Annotated in this window: 25 protein-coding genes; 7 read left to right on the plus strand and 18 right to left on the minus strand. The window is 73.4% G+C overall.

Translation table 11 applies throughout. The annotated features are described in order from the left end of the window. Positions 1-41 precede the first annotated feature (41 nt). Positions 42-1415 (minus strand): aspartate aminotransferase family protein, encoded by a 1374-nt coding sequence (locus IH00_RS0126020; RefSeq protein ID WP_031077664.1) that lies wholly within the window; start codon positions 1413-1415, stop codon positions 42-44. Positions 1416-1623: 208 nt separating this feature from the next. On the opposite strand from IH00_RS0126020, the gene IH00_RS0126025 reads away from it, so the two are divergent. The 3 genes from IH00_RS0126025 (at position 1624) to IH00_RS0126035 (ending at position 3703) form a co-directional block, all read left to right on the plus strand. Further along, the gene (locus IH00_RS0126025) at positions 1624-2229 is read left to right on the plus strand and encodes a type 1 glutamine amidotransferase family protein (RefSeq protein ID WP_031077666.1); all 606 of its coding nucleotides are present in this window, start codon (positions 1624-1626) and stop codon (positions 2227-2229) included. Beyond that, a complete protein-coding gene (locus IH00_RS0126030) occupies positions 2226-2705 on the plus strand; it encodes a MarR family winged helix-turn-helix transcriptional regulator (RefSeq protein WP_031077669.1) in 480 nt (159 codons plus the stop codon). The genes IH00_RS0126025 and IH00_RS0126030 overlap by 4 nt, the downstream gene beginning before the upstream one ends. A 134-nt stretch (positions 2706-2839) precedes the next feature. Further along, positions 2840-3703: a putative protein N(5)-glutamine methyltransferase gene (locus IH00_RS0126035; protein WP_078887965.1), complete on the plus strand. Its 864-nt coding sequence runs from the start codon at positions 2840-2842 to the stop codon at positions 3701-3703. Here the strand turns inward: IH00_RS0126035 and IH00_RS0126040 are convergent. Continuing rightward, complete coding sequence (locus IH00_RS0126040) at positions 3675-4772, minus strand: hypothetical protein (protein WP_158827932.1); 1098 nt, start codon at positions 4770-4772, stop codon at positions 3675-3677. The two genes, IH00_RS0126035 and IH00_RS0126040, sit on opposite strands and share 29 nt — an antisense overlap. Before the next feature lie 138 nt (positions 4773-4910). On the opposite strand from IH00_RS0126040, the gene IH00_RS0126045 reads away from it, so the two are divergent. Continuing rightward, positions 4911-5357, plus strand: coding sequence for an SRPBCC family protein (locus tag IH00_RS0126045; RefSeq protein ID WP_031077674.1), 447 nt, complete (start codon positions 4911-4913; stop codon positions 5355-5357). A gap of 33 nt (positions 5358-5390) precedes the next feature. Here IH00_RS0126045 and IH00_RS0126050 read toward each other — a convergent pair whose 3' ends face one another. Beyond that, entirely contained in the window at positions 5391-6053 is a 663-nt protein-coding gene (locus IH00_RS0126050) for a DUF1326 domain-containing protein (RefSeq protein WP_031077676.1), read from the minus strand. Between the two features lie 222 nt (positions 6054-6275). Between IH00_RS0126050 and IH00_RS0126055 the strand changes: the two genes are divergently transcribed. Then, on the plus strand, positions 6276-7082 hold the full coding sequence (locus IH00_RS0126055; RefSeq protein WP_039947435.1) for a DUF2182 domain-containing protein: 807 nt from the start codon (positions 6276-6278) through the stop codon (positions 7080-7082). Positions 7083-7190: 108 nt separating this feature from the next. Here IH00_RS0126055 and IH00_RS0126060 read toward each other — a convergent pair whose 3' ends face one another. After that, positions 7191-8081: a glycoside hydrolase family 19 protein gene (locus IH00_RS0126060; protein ID WP_031077679.1), complete on the minus strand. Its 891-nt coding sequence runs from the start codon at positions 8079-8081 to the stop codon at positions 7191-7193. A 123-nt stretch (positions 8082-8204) separates the two neighbouring features. Here IH00_RS0126060 and IH00_RS0126065 point away from each other — a divergent pair, with 123 nt between their 5' ends. Then, positions 8205-10055, plus strand: coding sequence for a serine/threonine-protein kinase (locus IH00_RS0126065; protein ID WP_234334956.1), 1851 nt, complete (start codon positions 8205-8207; stop codon positions 10053-10055). 21 nt (positions 10056-10076) lie between these two features. Here the strand turns inward: IH00_RS0126065 and IH00_RS0126070 are convergent, their stop codons facing one another. Next, positions 10077-11360 carry an adenylosuccinate synthase gene (locus IH00_RS0126070; RefSeq protein ID WP_031077683.1) on the minus strand — a complete coding sequence of 428 codons (1284 nt, stop codon included), beginning with the start codon at positions 11358-11360 and terminating at the stop codon, positions 10077-10079. 144 nt (positions 11361-11504) lie between these two features. Here IH00_RS0126070 and IH00_RS0126075 point away from each other — a divergent pair, with 144 nt between their 5' ends. Beyond that, on the plus strand, positions 11505-12329 hold the full coding sequence (locus IH00_RS0126075) for a diacylglycerol kinase family protein (RefSeq protein ID WP_031077685.1): 825 nt from the start codon (positions 11505-11507) through the stop codon (positions 12327-12329). A gap of 64 nt (positions 12330-12393) precedes the next feature. Here the strand turns inward: IH00_RS0126075 and IH00_RS0126080 are convergent, their stop codons facing one another. The 13 genes from IH00_RS0126080 to IH00_RS0126140 all read right to left on the minus strand — a co-directional run bounded on the left by IH00_RS0126080 (position 12394) and on the right by IH00_RS0126140 (position 24824). Continuing rightward, the gene (locus tag IH00_RS0126080; RefSeq protein ID WP_031077687.1) at positions 12394-13593 is read right to left on the minus strand and encodes a cytochrome P450; all 1200 of its coding nucleotides are present in this window, start codon (positions 13591-13593) and stop codon (positions 12394-12396) included. Positions 13594-13749: 156 nt separating this feature from the next. Next, positions 13750-14409 (minus strand): response regulator, encoded by a 660-nt coding sequence (locus IH00_RS0126085; RefSeq protein WP_031077690.1) that lies wholly within the window; start codon positions 14407-14409, stop codon positions 13750-13752. Then, entirely contained in the window at positions 14406-15689 is a 1284-nt protein-coding gene (locus tag IH00_RS0126090; RefSeq protein ID WP_031077692.1) for a sensor histidine kinase, read from the minus strand. Before IH00_RS0126090 ends, IH00_RS0126085 begins: the two co-directional genes overlap by 4 nt. An 86-nt stretch (positions 15690-15775) precedes the next feature. After that, entirely contained in the window at positions 15776-16624 is an 849-nt protein-coding gene (locus tag IH00_RS0126095; protein ID WP_234334957.1) for an NmrA family NAD(P)-binding protein, read from the minus strand. Positions 16625-16677: 53 nt separating this feature from the next. Beyond that, entirely contained in the window at positions 16678-17601 is a 924-nt protein-coding gene (locus tag IH00_RS0126100; RefSeq protein ID WP_031077696.1) for an alpha/beta hydrolase, read from the minus strand. A gap of 88 nt (positions 17602-17689) precedes the next feature. After that, a complete protein-coding gene (gene kynU / locus IH00_RS0126105) occupies positions 17690-18877 on the minus strand; it encodes a kynureninase (RefSeq protein ID WP_031077698.1) in 1188 nt (395 codons plus the stop codon). Further along, the gene (gene kynA, locus IH00_RS0126110) at positions 18870-19715 is read right to left on the minus strand and encodes a tryptophan 2,3-dioxygenase (protein WP_031077701.1); all 846 of its coding nucleotides are present in this window, start codon (positions 19713-19715) and stop codon (positions 18870-18872) included. The genes kynU and kynA overlap by 8 nt, the downstream gene beginning before the upstream one ends. 132 nt (positions 19716-19847) lie before the next feature. Further along, positions 19848-20672: a DUF3152 domain-containing protein gene (locus IH00_RS0126115; RefSeq protein WP_234334958.1), complete on the minus strand. Its 825-nt coding sequence runs from the start codon at positions 20670-20672 to the stop codon at positions 19848-19850. A 206-nt stretch (positions 20673-20878) separates the two neighbouring features. Next, a complete protein-coding gene (locus IH00_RS0126120; RefSeq protein ID WP_031077704.1) occupies positions 20879-21292 on the minus strand; it encodes a DUF3151 domain-containing protein in 414 nt (137 codons plus the stop codon). Positions 21293-21356: 64 nt separating this feature from the next. Beyond that, the gene (fbaA, locus tag IH00_RS0126125; protein ID WP_031077706.1) at positions 21357-22379 is read right to left on the minus strand and encodes a class II fructose-bisphosphate aldolase; all 1023 of its coding nucleotides are present in this window, start codon (positions 22377-22379) and stop codon (positions 21357-21359) included. 194 nt (positions 22380-22573) lie between these two features. Further along, positions 22574-23122: an orotate phosphoribosyltransferase gene (gene pyrE, locus IH00_RS0126130; protein WP_031077707.1), complete on the minus strand. Its 549-nt coding sequence runs from the start codon at positions 23120-23122 to the stop codon at positions 22574-22576. A 24-nt stretch (positions 23123-23146) separates the two neighbouring features. Further along, a complete protein-coding gene (locus IH00_RS0126135) occupies positions 23147-23953 on the minus strand; it encodes an aldose epimerase family protein (protein ID WP_031077710.1) in 807 nt (268 codons plus the stop codon). Between the two features lie 10 nt (positions 23954-23963). After that, positions 23964-24824 (minus strand): SRPBCC domain-containing protein, encoded by an 861-nt coding sequence (locus IH00_RS0126140; protein ID WP_031077712.1) that lies wholly within the window; start codon positions 24822-24824, stop codon positions 23964-23966. Between the last annotated feature and the right edge of the window lie 19 nt (positions 24825-24843).

The following is a 24843-nucleotide window of genomic DNA, read 5'->3' on the forward strand; positions in this document are numbered from 1 at the left end:
CCGGACACCTTAAGCCAGTCGGAGGGGGCGCACGGAGGTGGTCACACGGTGTGCTCGTCGGCCACGGCGAGCGCCGCGTCGAGGGCGGCGAGGCCCTCCTTGGCCTCGGCCTCGGTGATGTTGCAGGCGGGGACGGCGTGGGTGCGGTTCATGTTGACGAAGGGCCACAGGCCGTTCTTCCTGGCCGCGGCGGCGAAGGCGGCCATGGGCGCGTTGGCCTCGCCCGTCGCGTTGTACGGGACGAGCGGCTCGCGCGTCTCCTTGCTGCGGACCAGGTCGAGGGCCCAGAAGACGCCGAGGCCGCGGACCTCGCCGACGCAGGGGTGGCGCTCGGCGAGCTCGCGCAGACCGGGCCCGAGGACCGTCTCGCCGATGCGGGCGGCGTGCTCGACGACCTTCTCCTCGGCCATGACCTGGATGGTGGCGACGGCGGCGGCGCAGGCGAGGGGGTGGCCCGAGTACGTCAGGCCGCCCGGGTAGGGCCGCTTGTCGAAGGTCGCGGCGATCTCGGCGGAGATCGCGACGCCGCCGAGCGGCACGTAGCCGGAGTTGACGCCCTTGGCGAAGGTGAGCAGGTCGGGTACGACGCCGAAGTGCTCGGCGGCGAACCAGGCGCCGGTGCGGCCGAAGCCGGTCATGACCTCGTCGAGCACGAGGACGATCCCGTACCGGTCGCAGATCTCGCGGACCCCGGTGAGGTAGCCGGGCGGCGGCGTCATGATGCCGGCGGTGCCGGGGACGGTCTCCAGGATGATCGCGGCGATCGTCTGCGGCCCCTCGAAGGCGATCGTGTCCTCCAGGTGCTGCAGTGCCCGCTCGCACTCCTGCGCCTCGGTCCCGGCGTAGAACGGCGAGCGGTAGAGGAAGGGCGCCCAGAAGTGCACGACGCCGGCGGAGGCGGTGTCGGAGGCCCAGCGGCGCGGGTCACCGGTGAGGTTGATCGCCGTGGAGGTGGCGCCGTGGTACGAGCGGTAGGCGCTCAGGATCTTGGGGCGGCCCGTGTGCAGCCGGGCCATACGGGCGGCGTTCTCGACGGCCTCGGCGCCGCCGTTGGTGAAGAAGATCTTGTCGAGGTCCCCGGGGGTGCGCTCGGCGATGAGGCGTGCGGCCTCGGAGCGCACGTCGACGGCGAAGGCGGGCGCGAAGGTGGCGAGCCGCCCGGCCTGCTCCTGGATCGCGGCGACGACCTTGGGGTGCTGGTAGCCGATGTTGGTGTAGACGAGGCCGCTGGTGAAGTCGAGGTAGCGGTTCCCGTCGTAGTCCCAGAAGTACGCCCCCTCGGCGCCGGCGACGGCGAGCGGGTCGATCAGGCCCTGGGCGGACCAGGAGTGGAACACGTGCGCGCGGTCGGCGGCCTTGACGGCGGCACCGGCCCGGGGGTCGGGGGAGGGGACGCGATCGGCTTGAGGGGTCATGCGGGTCAGGGTAGGGACGGGCTGGTGGGCGGCGGTATGGCCATCTTGTATGGCGGAAGGCGCGGGGGTCGGCAGGGTGTCGGGGGCCGGCCGGCCGGGCGCCCCACGCATTGACAGTATCCTGTCGATGTGACAGTATTCTGTCATTGCTGGAACGATGGAACCGAACGACGGAACACGGCATCAGCCGCAGGCTCAGGAGGCCACGATGGCCGGCACCACCGCACCGAAGACCGTTCACCTCGCCGTCTACGACACCTACGCCGACTGGGAGACCGGCCACGCCACCGCCTGGCTGGCCCGCGGCGGGTACGAGATCCGCACGGTGGGACCGACCACCGAACCGGTCACCACCACCGGCGGCCTGCGCATCACCCCGGACCTCGCCCTGGCGGACCTGCGCCCCGAGGACAGCGCCCTGCTCATCCTGACCGGCGCGGACCTGTGGGACACCAGCGACGACCTGGCACCCTTCGCCGCGGCGGCGCGCACCTTCCTGGACGCGGGTGTGCCCGTCGCCGCGATCTGCGGCGCCACCGCCGGGCTGGCCCGGGAAGGCGTGCTCGACGACCGCGCCCACACCAGCGCCGTCCCCTTCTACCTCTCGGTCACCGGCTACCGGGGCGGCGAGCACTACGTGGAGGCGGACGCCGTCACCGACGGCGACCTCATCACGGCCGGCCCCACCGAGCCGGTCGCCTTCGCCCGCGAGGTCCTGGCCCGGCTCGGCGTGTTCGAGGGCGCCAAGCTGGACGCCTGGTACCGGCTGTTCCACGAGTCGGACCCCGCCGCCTACGAGGAGCTGAACGGGTGAGCGAGCCGAGCGGCCCCGACCGCGCGCGGCAGGACCTGCTCACCGGCACCGCGCTCGCCGTCTTCCGGCTCAACGGCCAGTTGCTCGCCGTCTCGGAGAAGCTGGCCCGCCCGGCGGGACTCACCGCGGCGTGGTGGCAGGTGCTCGGCGCCGTCCTGCGCGAACCGCTGCCCGTCTCGGGGATCGCCCGCGCCATGGGCATCACCCGCCAGAGCGTCCAGCGGATCGCCGACCTGCTGGTCCGGGAGGGCCTCGCCGCGTACGTCCCCAACCCCGCGCACCGGCGGGCGAAGCTCCTCACACCCACCCGGGCGGGCCGGGAGGCCGTCGCCCGAATAGACCCGGGGCACGCGGAGCTCGCGGCCCGGCTCGCCGCCGAGCTGGGCGAGGAGGCGTTCGCGGAGACCGCGCGGGCGCTGGAGCGCCTGTCGCAGGCCCTCGACGCCATCACGGACGACGCCGACCCACCGGGGTAGGGTGGGGACTTCGACATCGGCACGACCCAGGAGGTGAGACCCATCAACGCCACGTCAGGCCGGGTGCTCACCTCTCACGGCTCGTAGGGACACAGGACCCCTCGGGAGCACCCGCAGCTCCCGAAAGGCTTTCCATGGCTTCGCATTCCGCGTCCCGTCCCGCAGGTCCCGCACACCCCTCCGCTGTCTCAGCCGCTTCCTCCGCCCCCGCCGCCGCTTCCTCCGTCAGCGCTTCCGTCGTCGCCCGGCTCCGCGCCGCGGGCTGTGTCTTCGCCGAGGAGGAGGCGGAGTTGCTGCTGTCCGCGGCCCGGTCCGCCGGGGAGCTCGACGCGATGATCGGGCAGCGGGCCGCCGGCCGCCCGCTCGAACACGTCGTCGGCTGGGCCGAGTTCCGCGGGCTGCGGATCGCCGTCGACGACGGTGTCTTCGTACCGCGCCGCCGCACCGAGTTCCTCGTCGAACGGGCCGAGGAGCTCGCGCGGCCCGGCGCCGTCGTCGTCGACCTGTGCTGCGGGTCCGGCGCACTCGGCGCCGCGCTCGTCGCGGCAGTGGACGGCGCCGAACTGCACGCCGCCGACATCGACCCCGCCGCGGTGCGGTGCGCCCGCCGCAACATCGCCGCGGCCGGGGGCCGGGTCCACGAGGGCGACCTGTACGCGCCACTGCCGCGGGACCTGCGCGGCCGGGTCGACGTGCTGCTCGCCAACGTGCCGTACGTCCCCACCGGGGAGGTGGAACTGCTGCCCGCCGAGGCGCGGGTGCACGAGGCACGGGTCGCGCTCGACGGAGGCCTGGACGGGCTGGACGTCCTGCGGCGCGTGGCCGCCGAGGCGGCGGCCTGGCTGGCCCCGGGCGGGAGCCTGCTGTTCGAGACCAGCGAGCGCCAGGCCGGCGCGGCCACGCGGATCACCGCGGCCGGCGGCCTCACCCCGCGGGTGGTGCACTGCGAGGACCGCTACGCCACGGTGGTCATCGCGACGCGGCGGCGGGAACCGTGACGGGAGCCGCCGTCACCGGAGCCGCCCACGGGAGCCGGTCGGCGAGGGACGAACCGGGCCGGTACTCGTAGGCGTACCCGTGGCTGTACGCCGTCGCGATCCGCCCCGCGGTCGACCAGCCGCCGTGCACCAGCACGAAGTCCCCGTCCCGGACCTGTACGTGGAGCGAGAGGCGGAGCCGCTCGCACCCGGCGGGCAGGTCCCTCTTGCGCAGCTCCAGCGCGTTGGGCATGGTCCGGTGGTGCTCGGCCGCCGAGATCCGGGCACGGCTGACCGGCCCCCGCAGCGGCGGGCCGCACACGCCGCCCGCCCGGTCCACCGGCTGCGCCTGCACCCAGGTGGACACCTCGCTGTACTGGTGGGACCCGATGGGGCAGGCCCGGTAGGGCGTCTGCCGCTTGCACGTGGACAGTTGGGCGTCCTGCCGCACCGCCACGGCCGGCCGGGTCGCCGACACGGGCTCGTACGTCCGGTCCAGGGCGACCGCCGTCGCGCCGGGGGAGACCACGTCCCACGCCTGCTGCACGGGGTCCAGCGTGGCGGGCAGCCCCCAGTGCGCGACGCCTCCGTGCTCGCCCTCCGCGTGCAGCACCACCCGCCCGGTCAGGGAGGTGACCCGTACGTCCGTGCCCACCGGGGCGTTGCTGGAGTAGAAGTCGACGGCCACCGTGCACGTGTAGACCCGCACGCCCGAGGTGTGCGGCGCCTCGAACACCCAGCGGACGGCCGGCTCCACCGTCTCGTTGAGCACAGGCACGACGTTGTTGCCGTAGTGCGCGCCGTTGGGCTTCCCCTCGGCGGAGCAGAACAGCCCGGTCGTCGTGCCGAGGTAGTCCCGCCCCGTCAGCGGTTCGACGGTCCGCATCGCGAACCGGTCCGCGTGCAGGACGTACCGCTGTCCGGGCGCGGCGGCGAGCCGTACGCTCGCCCCGGGCACGTCCCGGTACCCGCCCGGTTCCAGTACGTCGGTGAACACGGTCACGGTCGAGTCGGCGGCCCGCGCCGACCCGGGCGCGTGGAGCCCGCCCGCCAGCGCGATCAGTCCGGCCCCCAGGGCCCACAGCGTCATCCGGATCACGCCGGGCGCAACGCGCGCGCGGGCCGGGGGTCACCGTCCGATAGGCCTCTTGGCCTACGTACCGATCACCGGAGGGTGTCGGCCGGCACCGAGTAGGGTGGTCGGTGGAATCACCCGAAAGGGGGCGACATGTCCGCGATCAGGCAGAGCATCGAGATCTCCCGTCGTCCCGAGGACGTCTTCTCCTATCTCACCGACGCCTCGCACCTGCCCGAATGGCAGGAGAGCGCGGTCGCGGCCCGGCCGGTCGGCGACGCGCCCATGGCCGTCGGCTCACGGGTCAGGGTGATCCGGCGGATCGGCCGCCGGCAGTTCCCGATGACCCTGGAGGTGAGGGAGTTCGACCCTCCGAGGAGCTGGAGCATGGACGGTGTCGACGGACCCGTCCGGGGCCATGTGCGGGGCACGGTCGAGCCGGTCGGCGACGGCGAGCGGTCGCGCGTGACGCTGGACCTCGACTTCGAGTCGCACGGGATCGGCAAGGTCCTCCTTCCGCTGGTCGTCCGCCCGCACGCCAAGAAGGAGCTGCCGAAGAACGAGCGGCATCTGAAGGAGCTGCTGGAGGCAGGTTCCTGAACCGCTCCCGAGCCGCCCGGGGAGGGGCACCGGTCAGTCGGGGCCCGACCAGTCGAAGGTGATGTGCTTGCTGGACTGCCCCTCCCTGCCCCACCGGAACCCGTACGCGTCGGCGCGGTCCACCACCGACCGGCCCCAGGTGGCCACCTGACCCGGCCCGGTCTCGCACCCGGGCAGGTTGGTGGTCTGCACGCGCGCGCCCTCGGGGGTGGTCGGGCCGGTGAGCGCCTCGGCGCGGGCTTCGACCCGGCCGGGGACGGAGGCGCTCCAGGAGCCGAGGTCGTCGTCGATCCGGAACTCGATGGGCGCGTATTCCATGCCCCGCATCTCCATGCCGGCGACCTCGACGAAGGCGGCGGGCCAGCTGCCCGCCCGGCCACCGAAGATCATCTCGAGGGCGTCGCGCTGCCCGGTGTCGGCCCGTTCGTCGATGAAGACGGCGCCGTACGCGTCGGAGTGCTTTCCCCAGACGTTGCCGACGAAGGCCCCGAGCATCAGGACGTTGAGCCCGTCCAGGACGACGTCTCCGTACCGGCCCTCCCGGATGTGCCAGACCAGGACCCCGTCGCAGTCGCCGAAGGTGGGTGGCTGGGCGAACGAGCACGGACACGGAACGTTGCACTTGCAGGTGTCGAACCAGTCGCCGGCGACGCGCCAGCGGGGAACGGTCGCAGCTGCCGAATCGGTGTCGGTCATGTCGGGGCCTCCCTGGTCTTCCACGCGCCGGCCCTCTTCCTCCAGCGTGCACCCGCCGGGGTGCCCGGGGCCAGTTCCCCGGGGGAGGGGCGCGGGGTGCGGGCCCTGCGGGCGCGTGCTGTCCTGGAAGTGACCCTGTCCTTGGCGGCCTGACCGCGGAGGGGCACTGTGAACCACTCCGGAACCACCGAGCCCACGCGGCACCGCGCGTATCACCGCCGGATGGGCACCGAGCCTCCGCTGCGCCAGGGCAATCTGCTCCCGGCCCGGGCGCTGGTGACCGCCTGGGGCCTGCTCGTCCTGCTCGCCGTCCTGGCCTGGGTGCTCACGGTCGGGCAGGCCCGCGACATGGGGGTCGAGCCGGGGACCATGGGGATGGCGATCCCCCTGTTCCTGCTGCTGTGGCTGACGATGATGGCGGCCATGATGCTGCCGTCGGTCGCTCCGGTGGCGATCACCTGGGCGCGGGGCATCGCCCGCCGGTCGACGGGCGTCGTACGGGCGGGGCGGACGGCCGCCTTCGTCGGGGGCTACCTGGTGGTGTGGACGGCCTTCGGGCTGCTCGCGTACGGCGCGCTCGCCGCGACCGGCGACCTCGTGCACGACCACCCCGGCGCCGGGCGGTGGATCGGCTGCGCCGCGTTCGCGCTGGCGGGGCTCCAGCAGCTCGGACCGCTGAAGAACGTGTGCCTGCGGCACTGCCGCAGCCCGATGGCCCAGCTCATGCGGTACGCCCAGTTCCGGCACGCGGCCCGGGACTTCCGGGTGGGGGCGCACCACGGGCTGTACTGCGTCGGCTGCTGCTGGGGCCTGATGGTGGTGCTGATCCCGCTGGGCGTGATGAACATCGCGGCGATGGCGGGGATCGCAGCGGTGATCTTCGTCGAGAAGCTGTGGCGGCTGGGGCCGGTGTTCTCGACGGTGGTCGGGCTGGTGTTCCTGGTGTTCGCGGGGCTCGCGCCGTTCCAGGACTGGCTGCTGCCGGGGCTGCAGCCGGCCGGCGAACCGATGCACATGGACATGCGCTGACGCCGGGCCGGGCGCGCCCCGGCCGGAGGAAGCGAACAGGGCCGGCCACCCGCCGGTGGCCGGCCCCCTGCGTGCCGCATGGCGGCCCGCCCCGGAGGGAGGGGCGGTTCAGCAGCTCAGGTTCGCGCCCGTCGGGACGCCCAGGATCTGCGTGAAGCGCTGGTAGTTGTTGATGCGGCTCTGCACCTGGGCCGGGTTCTTGCCGTCGCACTCCAGGGCGCCGTTGATCGAGCGGATCGTCTGGCCGAAGCCCGCGCCGGTCACCATCGCGTGGTGCCCTGTCATCGTGCCGGGGCCGTTCTGGGTGTTCCAGTACCAGAGGCCGGTCTTCCAGGCGACGGCCGGCTCGCGCTCGACGCGGTGGGGGTTGTTGAGCAGGTCGATGCCGAGGGCGTCGCCCGCCGCCTTGTAATTGAAGTTCCAGCTCAGCTGGATCGGGCCGCGTCCGTAGTACGCGGCGGTGCCGGCCGGGCAGCCGTAGGGCTGGCTGCGGTCGCAGTAGTGGGGGTAGTTGGCCGTGTTCTGCTCCACGATGTGGACCAGGCCGCCCGTCTCGTGGCTGACGTTGGCGAGGAAGGCGGCGGCCTCCTGCTTCTTCACCGTGTCGCTGCCGGTGTTGGCGAAGCCGGGGTAGGCGCTCAGTGCGGCGGTCAGGCCGCTGTACGTGTAGAACGAGTTCCGGTTCGGGAACATCTGGTTGAACTGGGCCTCGCTCACGACGAATCCGGAGGGCGAGGGTTCGGGCTCACCGGAGCCGCCGCCGCACGCGCCCTGGTCGGACCAGACGTCGGAGCTGCCGGGGCGCTCGTTCTGGGTCCACCACTTCGCCAGCCAGTTGCGGCCGTTGTACGAGGCGGTCTTGCCGCCCGTGTAGACGGTGGAGGAGCTCCAGGGCGCCGCGCACTCGGCGGCCGAGGCGGTGGCTGCGGGCAGGAGGAACACGGCCAGTCCGAAGGCCGTGGCGAAAGCGGCGAGCAGGGTCGACAGACGTCGCAGCATGGAGAACAACCCTTTCGTGGGGTGGGTCGCTCCATACCGAAGCGTGAATGGTCTGTACCTGTCAAGGTCTAGACCAGCCATCGTTGCATTCGCCTGGCGGCGCCGCTCTGGCATGCTCTCCGGGTGGAACCTGTGGAGCCCGTCACGGCGTTGGAACCCCTGAGCGCGGACGACCCCGCGCAGATCGGCCCGTTCCGCCTGCTCGGCAGGCTCGGGTCCGGCGGCATGGGGCGCGTCTATCTCGCGCGGTCGGCCGGCGGCCGGACCGTCGCGGTGAAGGTCGTGCATCCCGAACTCGCCGCGCAGGACGAGTTCCGCAGGCGCTTCGCGCGCGAGGTCGCCGCGCTGGAGCGGGTCGGCGGACTCGGCACCGCACCCGTGCTCGGCGCGGACACCGGGGCCGAGGCCCCCTGGGTGGCCATCGGGTACGTCGCCGGGCCTTCCCTGCGGACGGTGGTCGCCAAGGAGTACGGGCCGCTGCCGGCGGCATCCGTGCGGTCGCTGGCCGCCGGGCTGGCCCGCGCGCTGGAGCACATCCACGCCGCGGGGCTGGTCCACCGGGACCTGAAGCCCGCCAACGTCCTGCTCACCGTGGACGGGCCGCGCGTCATCGACTTCGGCATCGCGCGCGCCGTCGACACCGTCACCGACGGCGGACTGACCAGCACCGGCGCGGTCGTCGGCTCACCGGGCTTCATGTCGCCCGAGCAGGTGCGCGGCGAGCGGGTCACCGCCGCCTCCGACATCTTCTGCCTCGGCTCGGTCCTGGCGTACGCGGCGACCGGCCGCGCCCCCTTCGGTACGGCCGACAGCGGCGTCCACGCCATGATGTTCCGCATCGCCCACGACGAGCCCGACCTCTCCGGGCTGCCCGCGGAGCTGGACGAGCTCGTCCGCGCCTGCCTGGCCAAGGACCCGGCCGACCGGCCGGCCGCCGCGTGGCTGGCCGCGCACGTCGAGCCCGCCGAACCCTGGCTGCCCGCGGGGCTGCTGGCCCGGCTCGGCCGTCACGCGGCGCGGCTGCTGGACGAGGACGGCGACCCGACGCCCCTGCCGCAGGAGCCCCCGCGGCCCGCCCGGAGCCGGCGCCGGCTGGTCGCCGGACTCGGGGCCGCCGCCGCGCTGACGGGCGCCGCCGTCGCCGGGGCCCTCATCCTGTGGCCCGGCGAGCGGCCCACCACCCCGGCCGGCTCAGCCACCGGCTCCACCGGCCGTGAGGCGCCCGGCACCGTCCCCGCCGGCTTCCGGGGCGCCTGGGAGGGTGTCGTCAAGGGCACGCAGGACGCCCCGTACGAGACCGCCCGCATCGAGATCACCGACGGGGCGCCCGGCGACAGGGCGGCCACCTGGGTCCAGGTGACCGGCGAGCGGCTGTGCATGGGGCGGTCCACGCTCGTCTCGGCCGACGAGGACGAGGTCGTCCTCGGCGAGAGCGACGTGACGGCCGGCGTGCCCGCCAAGCGGTGCACCCCCGCCGCGCACCAGACGCTGACCATGACCTCCCCCGACGTCCTCCAGTGGAGGTCGGGCGCGGTCACCGCCGCCTTCCGCAGGGTGCGGGCGGCCACCGAGGTGGTCCCGAAGGCGTTCATCGGGACGTGGAAGCAGGCGCCGCCCCCGGAGGTCACCGGGGACGGCGGCGAGCTGTACAGCTCGGAGATCACCATCAGCCAGGGCCCGGTCGGCGCACCGCTCGTGCACTTCTCGGAGAGCTATCCGAAGACGGACGAGGAGACCGGCGAACCGACCGGGGGCACGCTGAACTGCGCGAGCACGGCCGTCCTCGGCGGCGCCGGCAACCTGCTGATCATCGGCCCGCCGACACCGGACGACGGCTCGGACGCGGGCTGCGAGGAGTACGGCGCGGGCTCGTCGCAGAGCCTGCGCGTCGACCGCTTCGAAGGCAAGGAGCGGCTGCTGGTGTACGGCATGGCCGCGGACGGCGAGCCCGGCGAGTACTTCAGGAAGTTCTGACCGGGCCCGCCGCGGGGCCGCCTACAGGAAGGAGTTGATCTCGATCGTCTCGGTGCGGCCCGGGCCGACACCGATGGCCGAGATCGGCGCGCCGGACATCTCCTCCAGCGCCTTCACGTACGCCTGCGCGTTCTTCGGCAGGTCGGAGAAGGTCTTCGCCTTGCTGATGTCCTCGGACCAGCCGGGCAGGTATTCGTAGACCGGCTTCGCGTGGTGGAAGTCCGTCTGCGAGTACGGCAGCTCCTCGACGCGCCGGCCGTCGATCTCGTACGCGACGCAGACCGGGATCTGCTCCCAGCCGGTGAGCACGTCGAGCTTGGTGAGGAAGAAGTCGGTCAGACCGTTCACCCGGGTCGCGTAGCGCGCGATGACCGCGTCGAACCATCCGCAGCGACGGTCGCGGCCGGTGGTCACGCCCCGCTCGCCGCCGATGCGGCGCAGCGCCTCGCCGTCCTCGTCGAACAGCTCCGTCGGGAACGGGCCGGCGCCGACGCGGGTGGTGTACGCCTTGAGGATGCCGATGACGCGGCTGATCTTCGTCGGTCCGACACCGGCACCGGTGCAGGCGCCGCCCGCAGTCGGGTTGCTGGACGTGACGAAGGGGTACGTGCCGTGGTCGACGTCGAGGAGCGTGCCCTGGCCGCCTTCGAAGAGGACGACCTTGCCCTCGTCGATGGCGTCGTTCAGGATCAGCGTGGTGTCGGCGACGTACGGCTTGATCTGCTCCGCGTAGCCGAGCATCTCCTCGACGATCTTGTCCGTCTCGATCGCGCGGCGGTTGAAGACCTTGGCCAGGAGCTGGTTCTTGTTCTCCAGCGCCGCCTCGACCTTCTGGGTGAGGATCGACTCGTCGTACAGGTCCTGGACCCGGATGCCGACGCGGTTGATCTTGTCGGCGTACGTGGGGCCGATGCCGCGGCCGGTGGTGCCGATCTTGCGCTTGCCGAGGAACCGTTCCGTCACCTTGTCGAGGGTGACGTTGTACGGGGTGATCAGGTGCGCGTTACCGCTGATCAGGAGCTTGGAGGTGTCGACACCGCGCTCGTTCAGCCCGCTCAGCTCGGAGAGCAGGACCGCCGGGTCGACGACGACGCCGTTTCCGATGACCGGGGTGCAACCCGGGGAGAGGATTCCGGACGGCAGCAGATGCAGCGCGTACTTCTGGTCGCCGACGACGACCGTGTGGCCGGCGTTGTTGCCGCCCTGGTAGCGCACCACATAGTCCACCGATCCACCGAGCAGGTCGGTGGCCTTTCCCTTGCCCTCGTCACCCCACTGAGCACCGAGCAGCACAAGTGCGGGCACAGGCGTACACCCCTTCCGGGCGGGGCATGCCCAAGGTCAGGGGCGTGAACGCCGCCTGTCTGGTGTGCCCCGGAATAGACGAAGCCCCTGGCGCAATAGCGCAAGGGGCTCTTGCACAAAGAGACTACCCGAGGAAGGACCGAGGTGTCGGCTCACGACCAGCTCCTGGTGGTCATCGACCCGGTCGCCCGCCGAAGTGACGGCGAGTCCGTGCGGATCGCGAAAGATGTGCTGTGTGCGGGTGCAGATGCGAAAATCTGCCTTCCGGACGGGCCGGAGGAGTTCGCCCGGGTGCTGGCCCGGCGCGGATCGCGCCGCCCGGTGGTGATCGGGGACGACCGGGCGCTGCTGCGGGCCGTGGCCCATTTGCACCGGTTCCGGGAGCTGGCCGACGGCGCCCTGTCCGTGGTGCCGGTCGGGCCGCGCGGCTCGGTGGCGCTGGCCGGGTCGCTGGGCGTGCCGCTGAGCTCGGTGGCCGCCGCGCGGGCGGTGCTGGACGGGGTGACGCGGCGGCTGGACCTGCTGGTCGACGACAGTGACGGGGTGGTCGTGGGGGGCCTGCGGATCCCCGCGGCGGCCGCCGTGCCGGCGGCGGTCCCCACCGTGTGGGACACCTGCCGCTCGCTGGTGCGCACGCTGGTGCGCCCTGCCCCGCCCGCACCGGCGATACGCACCCACCGGCTGCGCGTCGAGGCGGACGGGAGGCTGCTGAGCGACCTGGACGAGCCGGTGGAGGACGTGACGGTGAGCTCGCGCGGCGGGATCGCGGAGGTGATCGTCCGCCCCGCGGGGCCGCTGCAGCCGGTACGGGCGAGGGCGACGGCGGTGACCGTCTCGGGCGCGTCGTACCACTACCGCGCGGACACCCGCGTGAGCGGCCCGGTGCACCACCGGACGTGGACGGTCCGCGCGGAGGCGTGGTCCCTCACGGTCCCGGTCCCGGTCCAGCGCTCGGCCCCGCCGGCCTGAGCCCCCCGGGCGCGGCGCCGCGGGGCGGCGTCGGGCCCGGGGCCGGGACGTCCTGCCCTGACGGTCAGACCTCGACCGGCAGCCCCTGCACCCCCCGCATCACGAACCCCGGCTTGCGCTCCGGCTCCGCGAGGGGACGGAGCGACGGGGCCCGCCGGAGCAGCGCCTCCAGCGACGCCGCCAGCTCGATGCGGGCCAGCGGGGCGCCGATGCAGTAGTGGATACCTGCGCCGAAGGAGATGTGCGGGTTGTCCCCCCGGGACAGGTCCAGCGCGTCGGGGCGGTCGAAGACGGCCTCGTCACGGTTGGCCGACCCGAAGAGCAGGGCGACCTCCGCACCGCGCGGGACGGTCGTGCCGCCGATCTCGATGTCGTCCAGCACCCAGCGCTCGAAGAGCTGGAGCGGGGTGTCGTGACGGAGCAGCTCGTCCACAGCTGTGGACAACTCCACGCGGCCCTCGCGCAGGGCCGCGAGCTGCCCGGGGTGCCGGAACAGCGCCCACCAGCCGTTGACCGTGGCATTCACCGTCGCCTCGTGGCCCGCGTTCAGCAGCAGGACGCAGGTGGAGACCATCTCCTGCTCGGTGAGCCGCTCCCCGTCCTCGTGGGCCGCGATCAGGGCGCTGATCAGGTCCTCGCCCGGGGACGTCCGCCGCTCGGCGATCAGCTCGCGCAGGTACGCGGAGAACTCCAGCGACGCCCGGACCGCGCGGGCGGCCGTCTCCTCGTCCGGGTTCAGCTCGTACATCCCGCAGATGTCCGCCGACCACGGCCGCAGCGGCGCCCGGTCCCCCTCCGGGACACCGAGCATCTCCGCGATGACCGCCACCGGCAGCGGCTCGGCGACGGCGGTCAGCAGATCGCCCCCGCCCTCGGCGACCAGGGAGTCGACGAGCCCGGCGGCCAGCCGGTGGACGTAGGGCTTCAGCCGCTCGACCGTCCGCGGGGTGAACGCCTTGGACACCAGGCGCCGGATCCGCGTGTGGTCCGGCGGCTCCAGATCCAGCATGCCGTGGTCGTTGAGGGTGTGGAACGGCTCATGCGCGGCGGGCGGCGCCGTCCGGCCGAAGTCCGCGTCCGTGAAGCGGTGCCGGTACGTCCGCCCCAGCCGCCGGTCCCGCAGCAACGCGGACACATCGGCGTGGTGCGGCACCAGCCACTGCCGCGTCGGCTCGAACCAGTGCACCCGGCCCCGCTCCCGCAGTGCGGCGTAGGCGGGGTGCGGATCGGCGACGAAGGCGGGCGACCACGGGTCGAAGTCCATGGACGGACGCTAGCCGCCGCACCCGCCCGGCGTCACCGGCCCGTGCGCCGTCCCCCGCTGGCCCGCCGTCACCCCCGGCGTCACCGGCCCGGGCGCTGTCCCCGCTGCCCCGCCGTCACCCGCCCGGCGTCATCGCACCCGACCCGCCGGCCCCCGCTACCCGGGCGTCACCAGCCGCGCCTCGTACGCGAACACCGCCGCCTGCGTCCGGTCCCGCAGCCCCAGCTTCACCAGGATGCGGCTCACATGGGTCTTGATGGTCGACTCGGCGACCACCAGGTGCGTGGCGATCTCCGAGTTCGACAGGCCCTGGGCGATCAGCACCAGCACCTCCGTCTCGCGTTCCGTCAACTCGCCCACCTGCGACAGCGCCGGGGGGCGCGGCGCCTCGGCGGCCTTCGCGAACTCGGTGATCAGGCGCTTGGTCACGGTCGGGGCCAGCAGCGCCTCGCCCGCCGCGACGACCCGCACGCCCTCCGCGAGCTGCCGCGCCGACGCGTCCTTCAGCAGAAAGCCGGACGCCCCCGCGCGCAGCGCCTGGTACACGTACTCGTCCAGGTCGAACGTCGTCAGCACCAGCACCTTGGCGTCGCCGTCCGCGGCGACGATCTCCCGGGTGGCGTCGATGCCGTTCATCTCCGGCATGCGGATGTCCATCAGCACGACGTCCGGCCGCAGGGCGGCGACCTGGGCGACGGCCTCACGGCCGTTGACGGCCTCGCCGACGACCTCGATGTCCGGCATCGCGTTGAGCAGGACCGAGAAGCCCTCGCGCACCATCATCTGGTCGTCCACGATCAGTACCCGGATGGTCACGACTCCCCCTGGCCCGCGTGCGGCACTGGCAGGAACACGGCCACCTCGTAGCCGCCGTCCGCCGTCGCCTCCGCCGTCATCCCGCCGTCCAGCATCGCCACCCGCTCGCGCATGCCCGTGATCCCGTGCCCGGCCCCCGGGGAGGGTTTGACCAGACCCTTGGCGGGCCCGTTCACGATCCGCAGGCCGAGGCCGCCGAGCACGTACGACACCTCCACCTTCGCCGACGCCCCGGGCGCGTGCCGCAGCACGTTGCTCAGCGCCTCCTGGATGATCCGGTACGCGGACAGCTCCACACCCTGCGGCAGCTCGCGCACCGCTCCCGTCACCGTGGCCTCGACGGCCAGGCCCGCGTCGCGGACGTTGGCGACGAGCCCGTCGAGGTCGGCGAGCGTCGGCTGCGGCGCGTCCGGCGCCTCGTAGTCCTCGGCCCGTACGACGCCGAGGATGCGGCGCAGCTCGGTCAGCGCGGCCACCGCGTTCTCGCGGATCGTGGCGAAGGCCTGCTCCAGCTCGGGCGGCGGGTTCTCCACGCGGTACGGGGCGGCCTCGGCCTGGATGGCGACGACCGACATGTGGTGGGCGACCACGTCGTGCAGCTCGCGGGCGATGGTGGTGCGCTCCTCCAGCAGCGTGCGCTTGGACCGCTCTCGCTCGGTGACGGTCAGCTGCGCCGTGACCTCCTCCTCCGCCTGCCGCCGCGTGTGGAAGACGGTCACGCACAGCAGCGCGATCGCGGAGACGACGAGCAGCGGGCCGGTATGGGCGCCGACGCCCCGGCTGAGGACCGTCTCGCAGAAGAAGCCGAACGCACCGGTCAGCACCCACATCCAGGCGGCGGTGCGCGGGCGGGTCCGGGCCGCGACCACCGTCATCACGGTGAGCTGCCCGGTGAAGGTGGTCGGCGCCCAGGGCCAGCCGTCCCAGTAGCCGGACATGATGCTCACGAACGGGGCCGTCGCCAGCGACAGCCAGAAGGCGGCGACGGGCCGGGCCAGGGTCAGCAGGATGGCGACGGCCGGGATGAGCCCGGTGACCGGCTTGCCCTCGGTGTACCCCAGGGACAGGACGATGAAGGCCGCCCCGGCCACGAGGGCATGCGGGAACCAGGCCAGGTACCCGCGTATGAACCGCGGTGTCCGCCTGGTCACCGGCCCGTCGGTCCGCATGGGGAGCAGCGGCCGGTAGGCGAGGGCGTCGTCGAGCAGTTCGCGGCGCATGCCCATGAACATGCCGTGCGCCATGCGGTACTCGGGGCTGCGGGTCTTGGTGTCGGTCACGTCGGCAACAGTAGGCAGGCGCGGGGACGCGGTCGTCACCTTGGATGCGGATCCTTCCGCGTCCCCCTGGAGTACTACGCCGCTGATCAGGCGCGGAACGCCTCGGCGTGCTCCCGCGCCCACTGCCGGAAGCTGCGGGCCGGGCGACCGGTGACCTTCTCCACGGTGTCGAGGACGGTACGGCCCTCCACGGGCGTGTTCCCGTAGACCTCCAGGAGGAAGTCGATGACGTCCTGCGGCCGGCCCTCCGCCCGCCACTGCTCGACGGCTTCCGCCTCGGACAGCTCCACCACCCGTACCGCGCGCCCCCGGGCCGCCGCGATGGCGTCGGCCTTGTCGTGCAGGGTGAGCACCTCGGGGCCGGTGACCAGGTACTCCTGTCCCGCGTGCCCGTCCTCGGTGAGGGCGACGGCCGCGACCGCGCCGATGTCGCCCTCGTGGACCATGGCGCTGAGCCGGCCGGTGAAGGGCTCGCGCACCTCGTCGTGGGCCCGGATGCGCTCGGCCCACTCCAGGGCGTTGCTCATGAACTCCACGGGCATGACCACCGTCCAGGGCAGGCCGCTCGCCCGCACGGCCTCCTCCAGCGGTGTGGGCCCGCCACCGTTGAGCACGGTGACGCGCCGGACGCCGGCCTCGCGGGCCAGCTCCACGATGCGCGGTCCGGTCTCCAGCGGGGCGAAGTACGCGCCGCCGAAGGTGATCAGGTGCAGGCCCGTGACCCCCTCCAGGGCGGGGCCGAGGGTGCCGGGGTCGGTGAGGTCGCCGCGGACGACCTCGACGCCGTCCGGCAGGGCGGCGGTGGCGGGGTCCCTGGTGAGCGCCCGGACGGGCTGTCCGAGACGGAGCAGCTCGGCGACCACCTGGCGGCCGACGGTGCCGGTCGCTCCGGTCACGAGGTTCACACGGTCGGTGGAGTGCATGCGGTTCGTCATGGAGCCGACGCTACGAACCCTTGCGGTCAGGGACTGTCCGCAAGGAGCCGGCTTCACCAGGCGAGCTGGGCGATCTCCTCCGCGACCACCGCGGACGCGTCGGCCGCCGGATCGATCAGCGGGAAGTGCCCCACGCCGTCCAGCAGCGTCAGGCCGACCATCTCCCCGGCCTTCGCCGCCGCGTCCGCGTACGCCTCGGCGACGGCCGGCGGGACGACGGTGTCGTCACGGCCCTGGACGACGGTCGTGGCGATCCCGGTGGGCAGCAGCACCGCCGGGTCGGCCACCGCCGCCCGCGCCTCGAACTCCTCCGGCGGGCCGAGCAGTTGACGCACCGCGCCACCGCACACGTCCAGCTCCACCGCCCGCCCGAAGTGTGCGATGGGCGCGAGGGCGACGACCCCGCGCAGCTCGGGCGCCGCGTCCAGCCGCCACCGGGAGCCGCCCGCACCCGCCGGCAGGACGTGCCGGGCCGCGGCCCACAGCGCCAGGTGCCCGCCCGCCGAGTGCCCGGTGACGACCGTACGGCGCGGATCGGCCTGCGGCAGGTGCGTGCGAGCGAGGCCGGGCAGCGCGTCCAGCGCGGCGGCCACGTCGTCGAACGTCTCCGGCCAGCGTCCGGCGACCGGGCCGGCGGCCGCCCCCGGCCCCCCGGGCGTCCGCGGCGCCGGGATCTCCCCGCCCCGCCGGTACTCGACGTTGGCGACGGCGAAACCCCGTCGCGCCAGCTGGTCCGCGAAGGGCGTGATGTGGCGGCGGTCGTACGGAGCACGCCACGCCCCGCCGTGCAGCACGACCACGAGCGGCACCCGGTCACCCCGGCCGCCGGGCCCGCCCTCACGCGGCGCGTAGAAGTCCACCACCTGGTCCGGATGGTCACCGTACGCGGCGGTGGAGTCCGGGTCGACGGCCGGATGCGACAGGGCCGACGCCTCCTCGGCGGCGTCGCGCTCGGCGCGTGCGGCGGGGTCGGGCATGGTGCTCAGCCTTTCGGTGACGGGGCCGAGTCGGCCCGGACTGCGGGGACCGTACCAGGACCGGCGCCCCCGCAATCCGGGCCCGGCCTCAGCCCAGCACCTCCGCCAGGACGCGCGCCGCGCGCTCGGCGTCCGCGAACCCGACGTACAGCGGTGTGAAGCCGAAGCGCAGCACGTCGGGGCGGCGCAGATCGCCCACGACGCCCCGTGCGACGAGCTCCTTCATCACGGCCGGCGCGTCCGGGCAGCTGAGCGAGACCTGACTGCCGCGCTCCCCGTGCGCCCGGGGCGTCACGGACGTCACCCGGCCCTCGGGCACGTACGCGCCGACGCACTCCAGGAAGAAGTCCGTCAGCGCCAGGCTCTTCGCCCGTACGGCGTCGACCGACACCCCGTCCCACACGTCCAGCGCCGCCTCCAGCGCCAGCATGGAGAGGATGTCGGGCGTGCCGACGCGCCCGCGCAGCGCGCCCTCGGCCGCCGCGTAGCCCGGCGTCATGGCGAAGGGGTCGGCGTGCGAGTTCCAGCCCGGCAGCGGCGAGTCGAAGCGCCGCTGGTGGCGCTCCGCCACGTACAGGTAGGCGGGCGCGCCCGGACCGCCGTTGAGGTACTTGTACGTGCAGCCGACGGCCAGGTCCACGCCGTGCGCGTCCAGGCCCACGGGCAGGGCGCCCGCGCTGTGGCACAGGTCCCACACCGCGAGGGCCCCGGCCGCCCGGACCGCCGCCGTGATGCCGGGCAGGTCGTGCAGCCGGCCGGTGCGGTAGTCGACGTGGTTGACCAGCGCGGCGGCCGTCCGGGGGCCGACCGCGGCCGGCACGTCGCCGGGAGCGACGGCCACCAGGCGGCTGCCGGTCAGCCGGGCGGCCGACTCGGCGATGTACCCGTCCGTCGGGAAGGTCGTCGCGTCGACCACGATCTCGTCGCGGCCCTCGTCCGCCAGCCTGACCGCTCCCACCAGCGCCTTGAAGACGTTGACGCTGGTCGAGTCGCCGACCACCACCTGGCCGGGTGCCGCGCCGACGAGCGGCGCGATCCGGTCGCCGATCCGCTCCGGCGCGGTCCACCAGCCGCTCTCCTCCCAGGAGCGGATGCGCAGCTCGCCCCACTCGCGGGAGATCACATCGGCCATCCGGGCGGGCACGTGGCGGGGCAGCGCGCCGAGCGAATTGCCGTCCAGGTAGACGACACCGTCGTCCAGCGCGAACAGCTCACGCCGCTTCGCCAGTTCGTCCCCGGCGTCCAGCGCCTGCGCCCTGTGCTCCAGATCAGACATGACTGCGCGCCGTCCACAGCTCGGGGAACACGTTCTTGCGGGCCCGCTTCTCCAGCCAGGCCACGCCGGCGGAGCCGCCCGTGCCCGTCTTCGAGCCCATCGCGCGGCGCGTCGCCACCAGGTGGTCGTTGCGCCAGCGCCACACCAGCTCGGCGACGTCCGTCAGGGCCTCGCCGAGCCGCACCAGCTCGGCGTTCTGGTCCTGACCGGCGTACACCTGTGCCCAGATCTCCTCGACCGCCTGCGACGGCTCGTACTTCTGCGACAGGTCCCGCTCCAGGACCTCCGCCGGCACGGGCAGCCCGCGCCGCGCGAGGAGCCGCAGCACCTCGTCGTACAGGCTCGGCTCGTGCAGTGCCTTCTCCAGCTCGGCGTGGACGCGCGGCGCGCCGCGGTGCGGCACCAGCATCGACGCGGACTTGTCACCGAGGAGGAACTCCATGCGCCGGTACATCGCCGACTGGAAGCCCGAACCCTCGCCCAGGGCGCTGCGGTACGAGTTGAACTGCGCCGGGGTCAGCTGCGCGAGCGGTGTCCAGGACGCGTTCAGCGCCTCCAGCTCGCGGACGGAGCGCTTCAGCGCGTCCATCGCGACACGGACGTCGTCCCGGCGCAGCGCGCGGCTCGCGGTCTCCCACTCGTGGACGATGACGGTGAACCACAGCTCCATGACCTGGGTGGTGACCAGGAAGACCATCTCTCCCGGATCGTCCGAGAGGGGGTGCTGGAGGTGGGTGAGGACATCCGCCTGGACGTAGTCCTCGTACGGTGTCGTGCCTGCGAAGTCCAGGTTCGGGGTGTCCGAACCGGCCGCGGAGGCATCGGGGGCAGTAGACATCGCTGTCTCCATCAATGCGTGCTACCGGGTAGCGGTCTGCCCTCGTCCCGGGCGCTCACTCGCGCCGGGAGAGAGCCCCGGTCCCCTCGGAACCGCGCACAGGTGTTCGTCGGGTGCGCGGCCCCAGACGCATCATGACACGACGGGCCCGGTGATGTACCGGCCGTCCTCCGCGTACGGCCAGGCGTTGGACCGGCACCCGTCCAGGCCCTTGATCTGCTGCATCATCACCGGCGCGGGCCGCCCGGGACCGGAACAGCCCAGGTGCTCCCGCAGGCCGATCTCGTGCCCGATCTCGTGGTTGATGATCAGGTGCCGGTACTCGGCGGGGGGACCGCTGAAGGTCGGCGAGCCGAGCGTCCAGCGCTTGAGGTTGACCACGACACCGTCGCGCGTCTCGCAGTTCAGCTCGCCGCCCGTGTCCAGTCCCTCGGCGCGGCACAGCGCGTCGGCGGTGTCGGGGGTGGCGATGCGGATGACGAAGTCGGGGTCCTCCGTCACCAGCTGGAAGGAGCCGCGGCCGTGGGCGGCCCAGCCCCGCGGGTGGGCGAGGATCCGCTGGATCTCGCCGGCCGTCTGCGCGGCGGAGAGGCCGGTGCCGTCCTCGACCTGGACCTGGTAGCGGCGCAGCGGCCCGGAGCCGGTCCTGTCCCCGGTGGTACGGGCGGTGGTGAAGGTTCCGTCGCCGGAGGTCGGCACGGCGGGGGGTGCGTCGCGCGGCGGAGCGTCGCGGCTGCCTCGCGGCGGCGGTCCGGAGGCGGACCTCTCGGGCTCGGGCTCGACGTCCCGGGCGCCGGGCGGCGGGGCCGCGGGCGGCGCGAGAGGCCCGGCGGCGGCCGGCTCGCCGTCGCCCTGCCGGTGTGCGAGCAGGGCGCCCCCGCCGAGACACGTGGCGGCCAGAGCGAGGGTGAGCAGCGCCGTCGGGGTGCGGCGGCGGCCCTTGCGTCGCTTGCCCACGGCAGATGCCCCCCGGATCGATGGTGTGTGCGATCGTACCGGCCGGTCAGGCGCCTGCCGCTGAGATCACTTTCACGCCATTCGGAGGGAACCCCTCCGCTTGCCGGGCTCCTGCCGCGCGGCCGCGGACCCGACGGGTACGCCCGCCCCGCCCCCGGAAAGGGGGCAGCGGGCGGGCGCTGGGCACGGACGGGCCAGGCCGGGCATCAGCCCAGGGTGTCGGCCGCCGTGGTGGAGGAGTCGCGCAGGAACGCCGAGCAGCGCTCGTACTCCTCCTGCTCGCCGATCGACTCCGCGGCGCGAGCGAGAGCGTGCAGGGCGCGCAGGAAGCCGCGGTTCGGCTCGTGCTCCCACGGCACCGGGCCGTGCCCCTTCCAGCCGTTGCGGCGCAGGGCGTCCAGGCCGCGGTGGTAGCCGGTCCGGGCGTAGGCGTACGACTCGACGACCCGGCCGCCCGCGAACGCGTCATCGGCGAGCTGGGCCCAGGCCAGCGAGGACGCCGGGTACTTCGCGGCGACGTCGGCGGGCGCGGTGCCCGACGCCAGCAGCTCGCGCGGCTCGGGGTCGTCGGGCAGGTGGGTGGGGGGCGGTCCCCCCAGGAGGTTTTCGTGGATACCCATGCCCCCAGTGTCACAGGCCCGGCACCGCTGGTGCGATGCCGGGCCCGTGTCCGCGGGCGGGGTGTTACTTCAGCTTCGTGCCGGCCGAACGCAGCGCGGTGCAGGCCTCGGCCACCCGCTGGGCCATGCCCGCCTCGGCCAGCTTGCCCCAGGTGCGCGGGTCGTAGGTCTTCTTGGAGCCGACCTCGCCGTCGACCTTCAGCACACCGTCGTAGTTCTTGAACATGTGGTCCGCGACCGGACGGGTGAAGGCGTACTGGGTGTCCGTGTCGAGGTTCATCTTCACGACGCCGTTCTCCAGCGCGGTGGCGATCTCCTCGGCCGTGGAGCCGGAGCCGCCGTGGAAGACGAAGTCGAACGGGTCGGCCTTGCCGAAGCGCTCGGCGACGCCCTGCTGGAGGTCCTTGAGCAGCTCGGGACGGAGCACGACGTTGCCCGGCTTGTACACGCCGTGGACGTTGCCGAAGGAGGCGGCCAGCAGGTAGCGGCCCTTCTCGCCCAGGCCCAGCGCCTCGGCGGTGCGGACGGCGTCCTCGACGGTCGTGTACAGCTCGTCGTTGATCTCGTGGCTGACGCCGTCCTCCTCGCCACCGGTCGGGGTGATCTCGACCTCGAGGATGATCTTGGCGGCGGCGGCCTGCGCGAGCAGCTCCTGGCCGATGGCCAGGTTGTCGGCGAGGGTCTCGGCCGAGCCGTCCCACATGTGGGACTGGAACAGCGGGTTCTCACCCTTGGCGACGCGCTCGGCGGAGACGGCGAGCAGGGGACGTACGTAGCCGTCCAGCTTGTCCTTCGGGCAGTGGTCGGTGTGCAGCGCGACGGTGACGTCGTACTTCGCGGCGACGATGTGCGCGAACTCGGCCAGGGCGACCGCACCGGTCACCATGTCCTTGTTGTGCTGGCCGCCCAGGAACTCCGCACCACCGGTCGAGATCTGGATGATGCCGTCGCTCTCGGCCTCCGCGAAGCCGCGCAGGGCGGCGTGCAGCGTCTGCGACGAGGTGACGTTGATGGCGGGGTAGGCGAACTTGCCGGCCTTCGCCCGGTCGAGCATCTCGTTGTAGATCTCGGGGGTTGCGATGGGCATGTGTCCGCTCCTTGTGATGTGCGGGTTGCGTTCGTTGCTATCCCTGACCTGGGGGCGACGTCATCGTCGCACTCATCATCCCAGACCGGCGCGCGGGCTCCACCAGCACGTGCCGAGAGGGGCGGACGGTTTCACGTGAAACCGTCCGCCCCTCTCGGAAGACGCAGGTCAGGCGCGTTCTGGCGCCCTGCGGGTCAGGCCAGACCCAGCTCGTCCAGGGCGTACGCGTAGAAGTACGGCACCCCCGCCGTCTCGCTGATCTTCTCCGCAGCGCCGGTCGCCCGGTCCACGATGGTGGCCACGGCGACGACCTCGGCACCGGCCTCGCGGACCGCCTCGACGGCGGTGAGCGGCGAGCCGCCGGTGGTGGAGGTGTCCTCCACCACGAGGACGCGGCGGCCCTTGATGTCCGGGCCCTCGACCCGGCGCTGCATGCCGTGCGCCTTGGCGGCCTTGCGGACGACGAAGGCGTCGAGCTGCCGGCCGCGCGCGGCGGCGGCGTGCAGCATCGACGTGGCGACCGGGTCCGCACCGAGCGTCAGACCGCCCACCGCGTCGTAGTCCAGGTCGGCGGTCAGATCGAGCATGACCTGACCGACGAGCGGCGCCGCGGCGCCGTCCAGGGTGATCCGGCGCAGGTCGACGTAGTAGTCGGCCTCCAGACCCGAGGAGAGGGTCACCTTGCCGTGCACCACGGCCTTGTCCTTGATCTGCTGCAGCAGCTCGGCACGTACGTCAGTCATGCCCACGAGCTTAAGCGCCGCCGCTCAGAGCCGTCGCCACGTCCAGGTGGCGGCGATCTCCAGCGGCTCGATGGGCGTGACCAGGCGCGGGTGGGTGTTGAGGCCGTTGGGCGGGCCCGTCTGCGGCTCCACGCACACGGCCTCCTCCTGCTCGTCGTAGACCACGACCCATTCGGCGCGGCTGGCGACCTTCAGTTCCACCTGCCCGGGCCAGGTCAGGGTGACGTCGACGCCGTCGGGCATGCCGAAGCAGTCGTCCCAGGGGCCGGGACGGGGGTCGATCCGCCGGCCGGTCGGCAGGTGGTCCTCCCCGCGCTCCTCCTGCCAGGCGGCGCTGAAATCGACGCGCACCGCCTCCCCGCCGCCCAGCGTGCGGTTGAACCACGGGTGCCAGCCGGCCTGCGCCGGGAAGGAGTCGTCGTACGTCTCGACGCCAAGCTGGAGGGTGAGCGCGTCCTCGGTCAGCTCGAAGGTCTGCGTGACCCGTCCGGAGTACGGCCAGGGCTCGGCGAGGTCGTACGTGAACGCCGCCTCCGCCTTGTCGGCCCGGGCGGTGCGCCAGGCGACGTCCCGTCCGGTGCCGTGGATGGCGTGGGGCGGGGAGTTCAGCGGCAGCTGGTGCCACGTGGCGCCGTTGAGGAACCGGCCGTCGGCGACCCGGCCGCACCAGGGAACCATCGGGAAGCAGCCGTACCGCTCCCCCTGGCGGAGCAGCTCCGTACCGCCGATGCGGAGGCTCTCGATACGGCATCCGTTGTCCGGACGGACGGTCAACTCCACGTCGCCGGCCAGGAGCCGGACGCTCTCGCTCGCTGTGCTGCTAGTCGTCACGGCACCGACACTACTTGCGCCGCCGCAGGGCCCGCCCCACCACGACGGCGGAAGCCAGCGCGAGCACGGCCGCGGGGGCGAGCCAGCGCAGGGTGGCGGTGGCCGACGCCGTCTCCGGTCCCGGGGTGGGGGCGTAACGCCCCCGCGGCGGGGCGTGGTCGACCTCCTCGGCGCTGCGGCCGATCATCGTCCGGCGGGCGTGCGCGGCCTCGGCCGGAGGCACGCCGGCGATGAAGTCGTCGTCGGCCTCGTCGTCCAGGGGGCTCAGTCCGGGGGGCGGCACAGGGGTGTCGTACAGCCCCGTTTCCGCTCCCGTCCCCATTCCCGTCACCGCCCCGTGGTCCACGCCGTCGTCGTCGATGTCGCTCTCGTCGCTGTCGCCCTCGTCGAGGCCGTCCGCGCCGGCGTCCGCGTCCCCGGCGGAGTCGGTGGGGCCGCCCGACGCGGCCGTCGACGTCAGCGACTCGGCGAAACGGTCCAGCAGACGGTGGGCCGTGGCGGCCGCCGCCTCCGGCGGGAGGTCCGTGAGGCGGCCGTCCGCCTGGACGGAGCCGCTGATGGCGAGGGACGTGCCGCCCTCCGCCTCGGCGAGACGCACCGTCAGCACGAGCTTGACCGAGCCGGAGCCGCGGACCTCCGTGCCCTCGCCCTCGACGGCGTACGTGCCGTCCTGCTGCGCGACGAGGCGCAGGGCGCCGCGGTACGTGATGGAGTGCCCGCCGGCCCGCACCTTGAGCCGGCCCGACAGTGGACCGGCCGACGCGTCGGCGTCCTGTTGGAGCCCTGGGACGCAGCGGGCGACGCGGGCGGGGTCCGCCAGCACGTCGCGGACGGCTTGCACGGTGACCGGAACGAACACCTCATGCTCCATGGGAGCCGAGCCTACCGAC

This window comes from Streptomyces sp. NRRL S-118 (assembly GCF_000716335.1).
Taxonomy (GTDB): Bacteria; Actinomycetota; Actinomycetes; order Streptomycetales; family Streptomycetaceae; genus Streptomyces.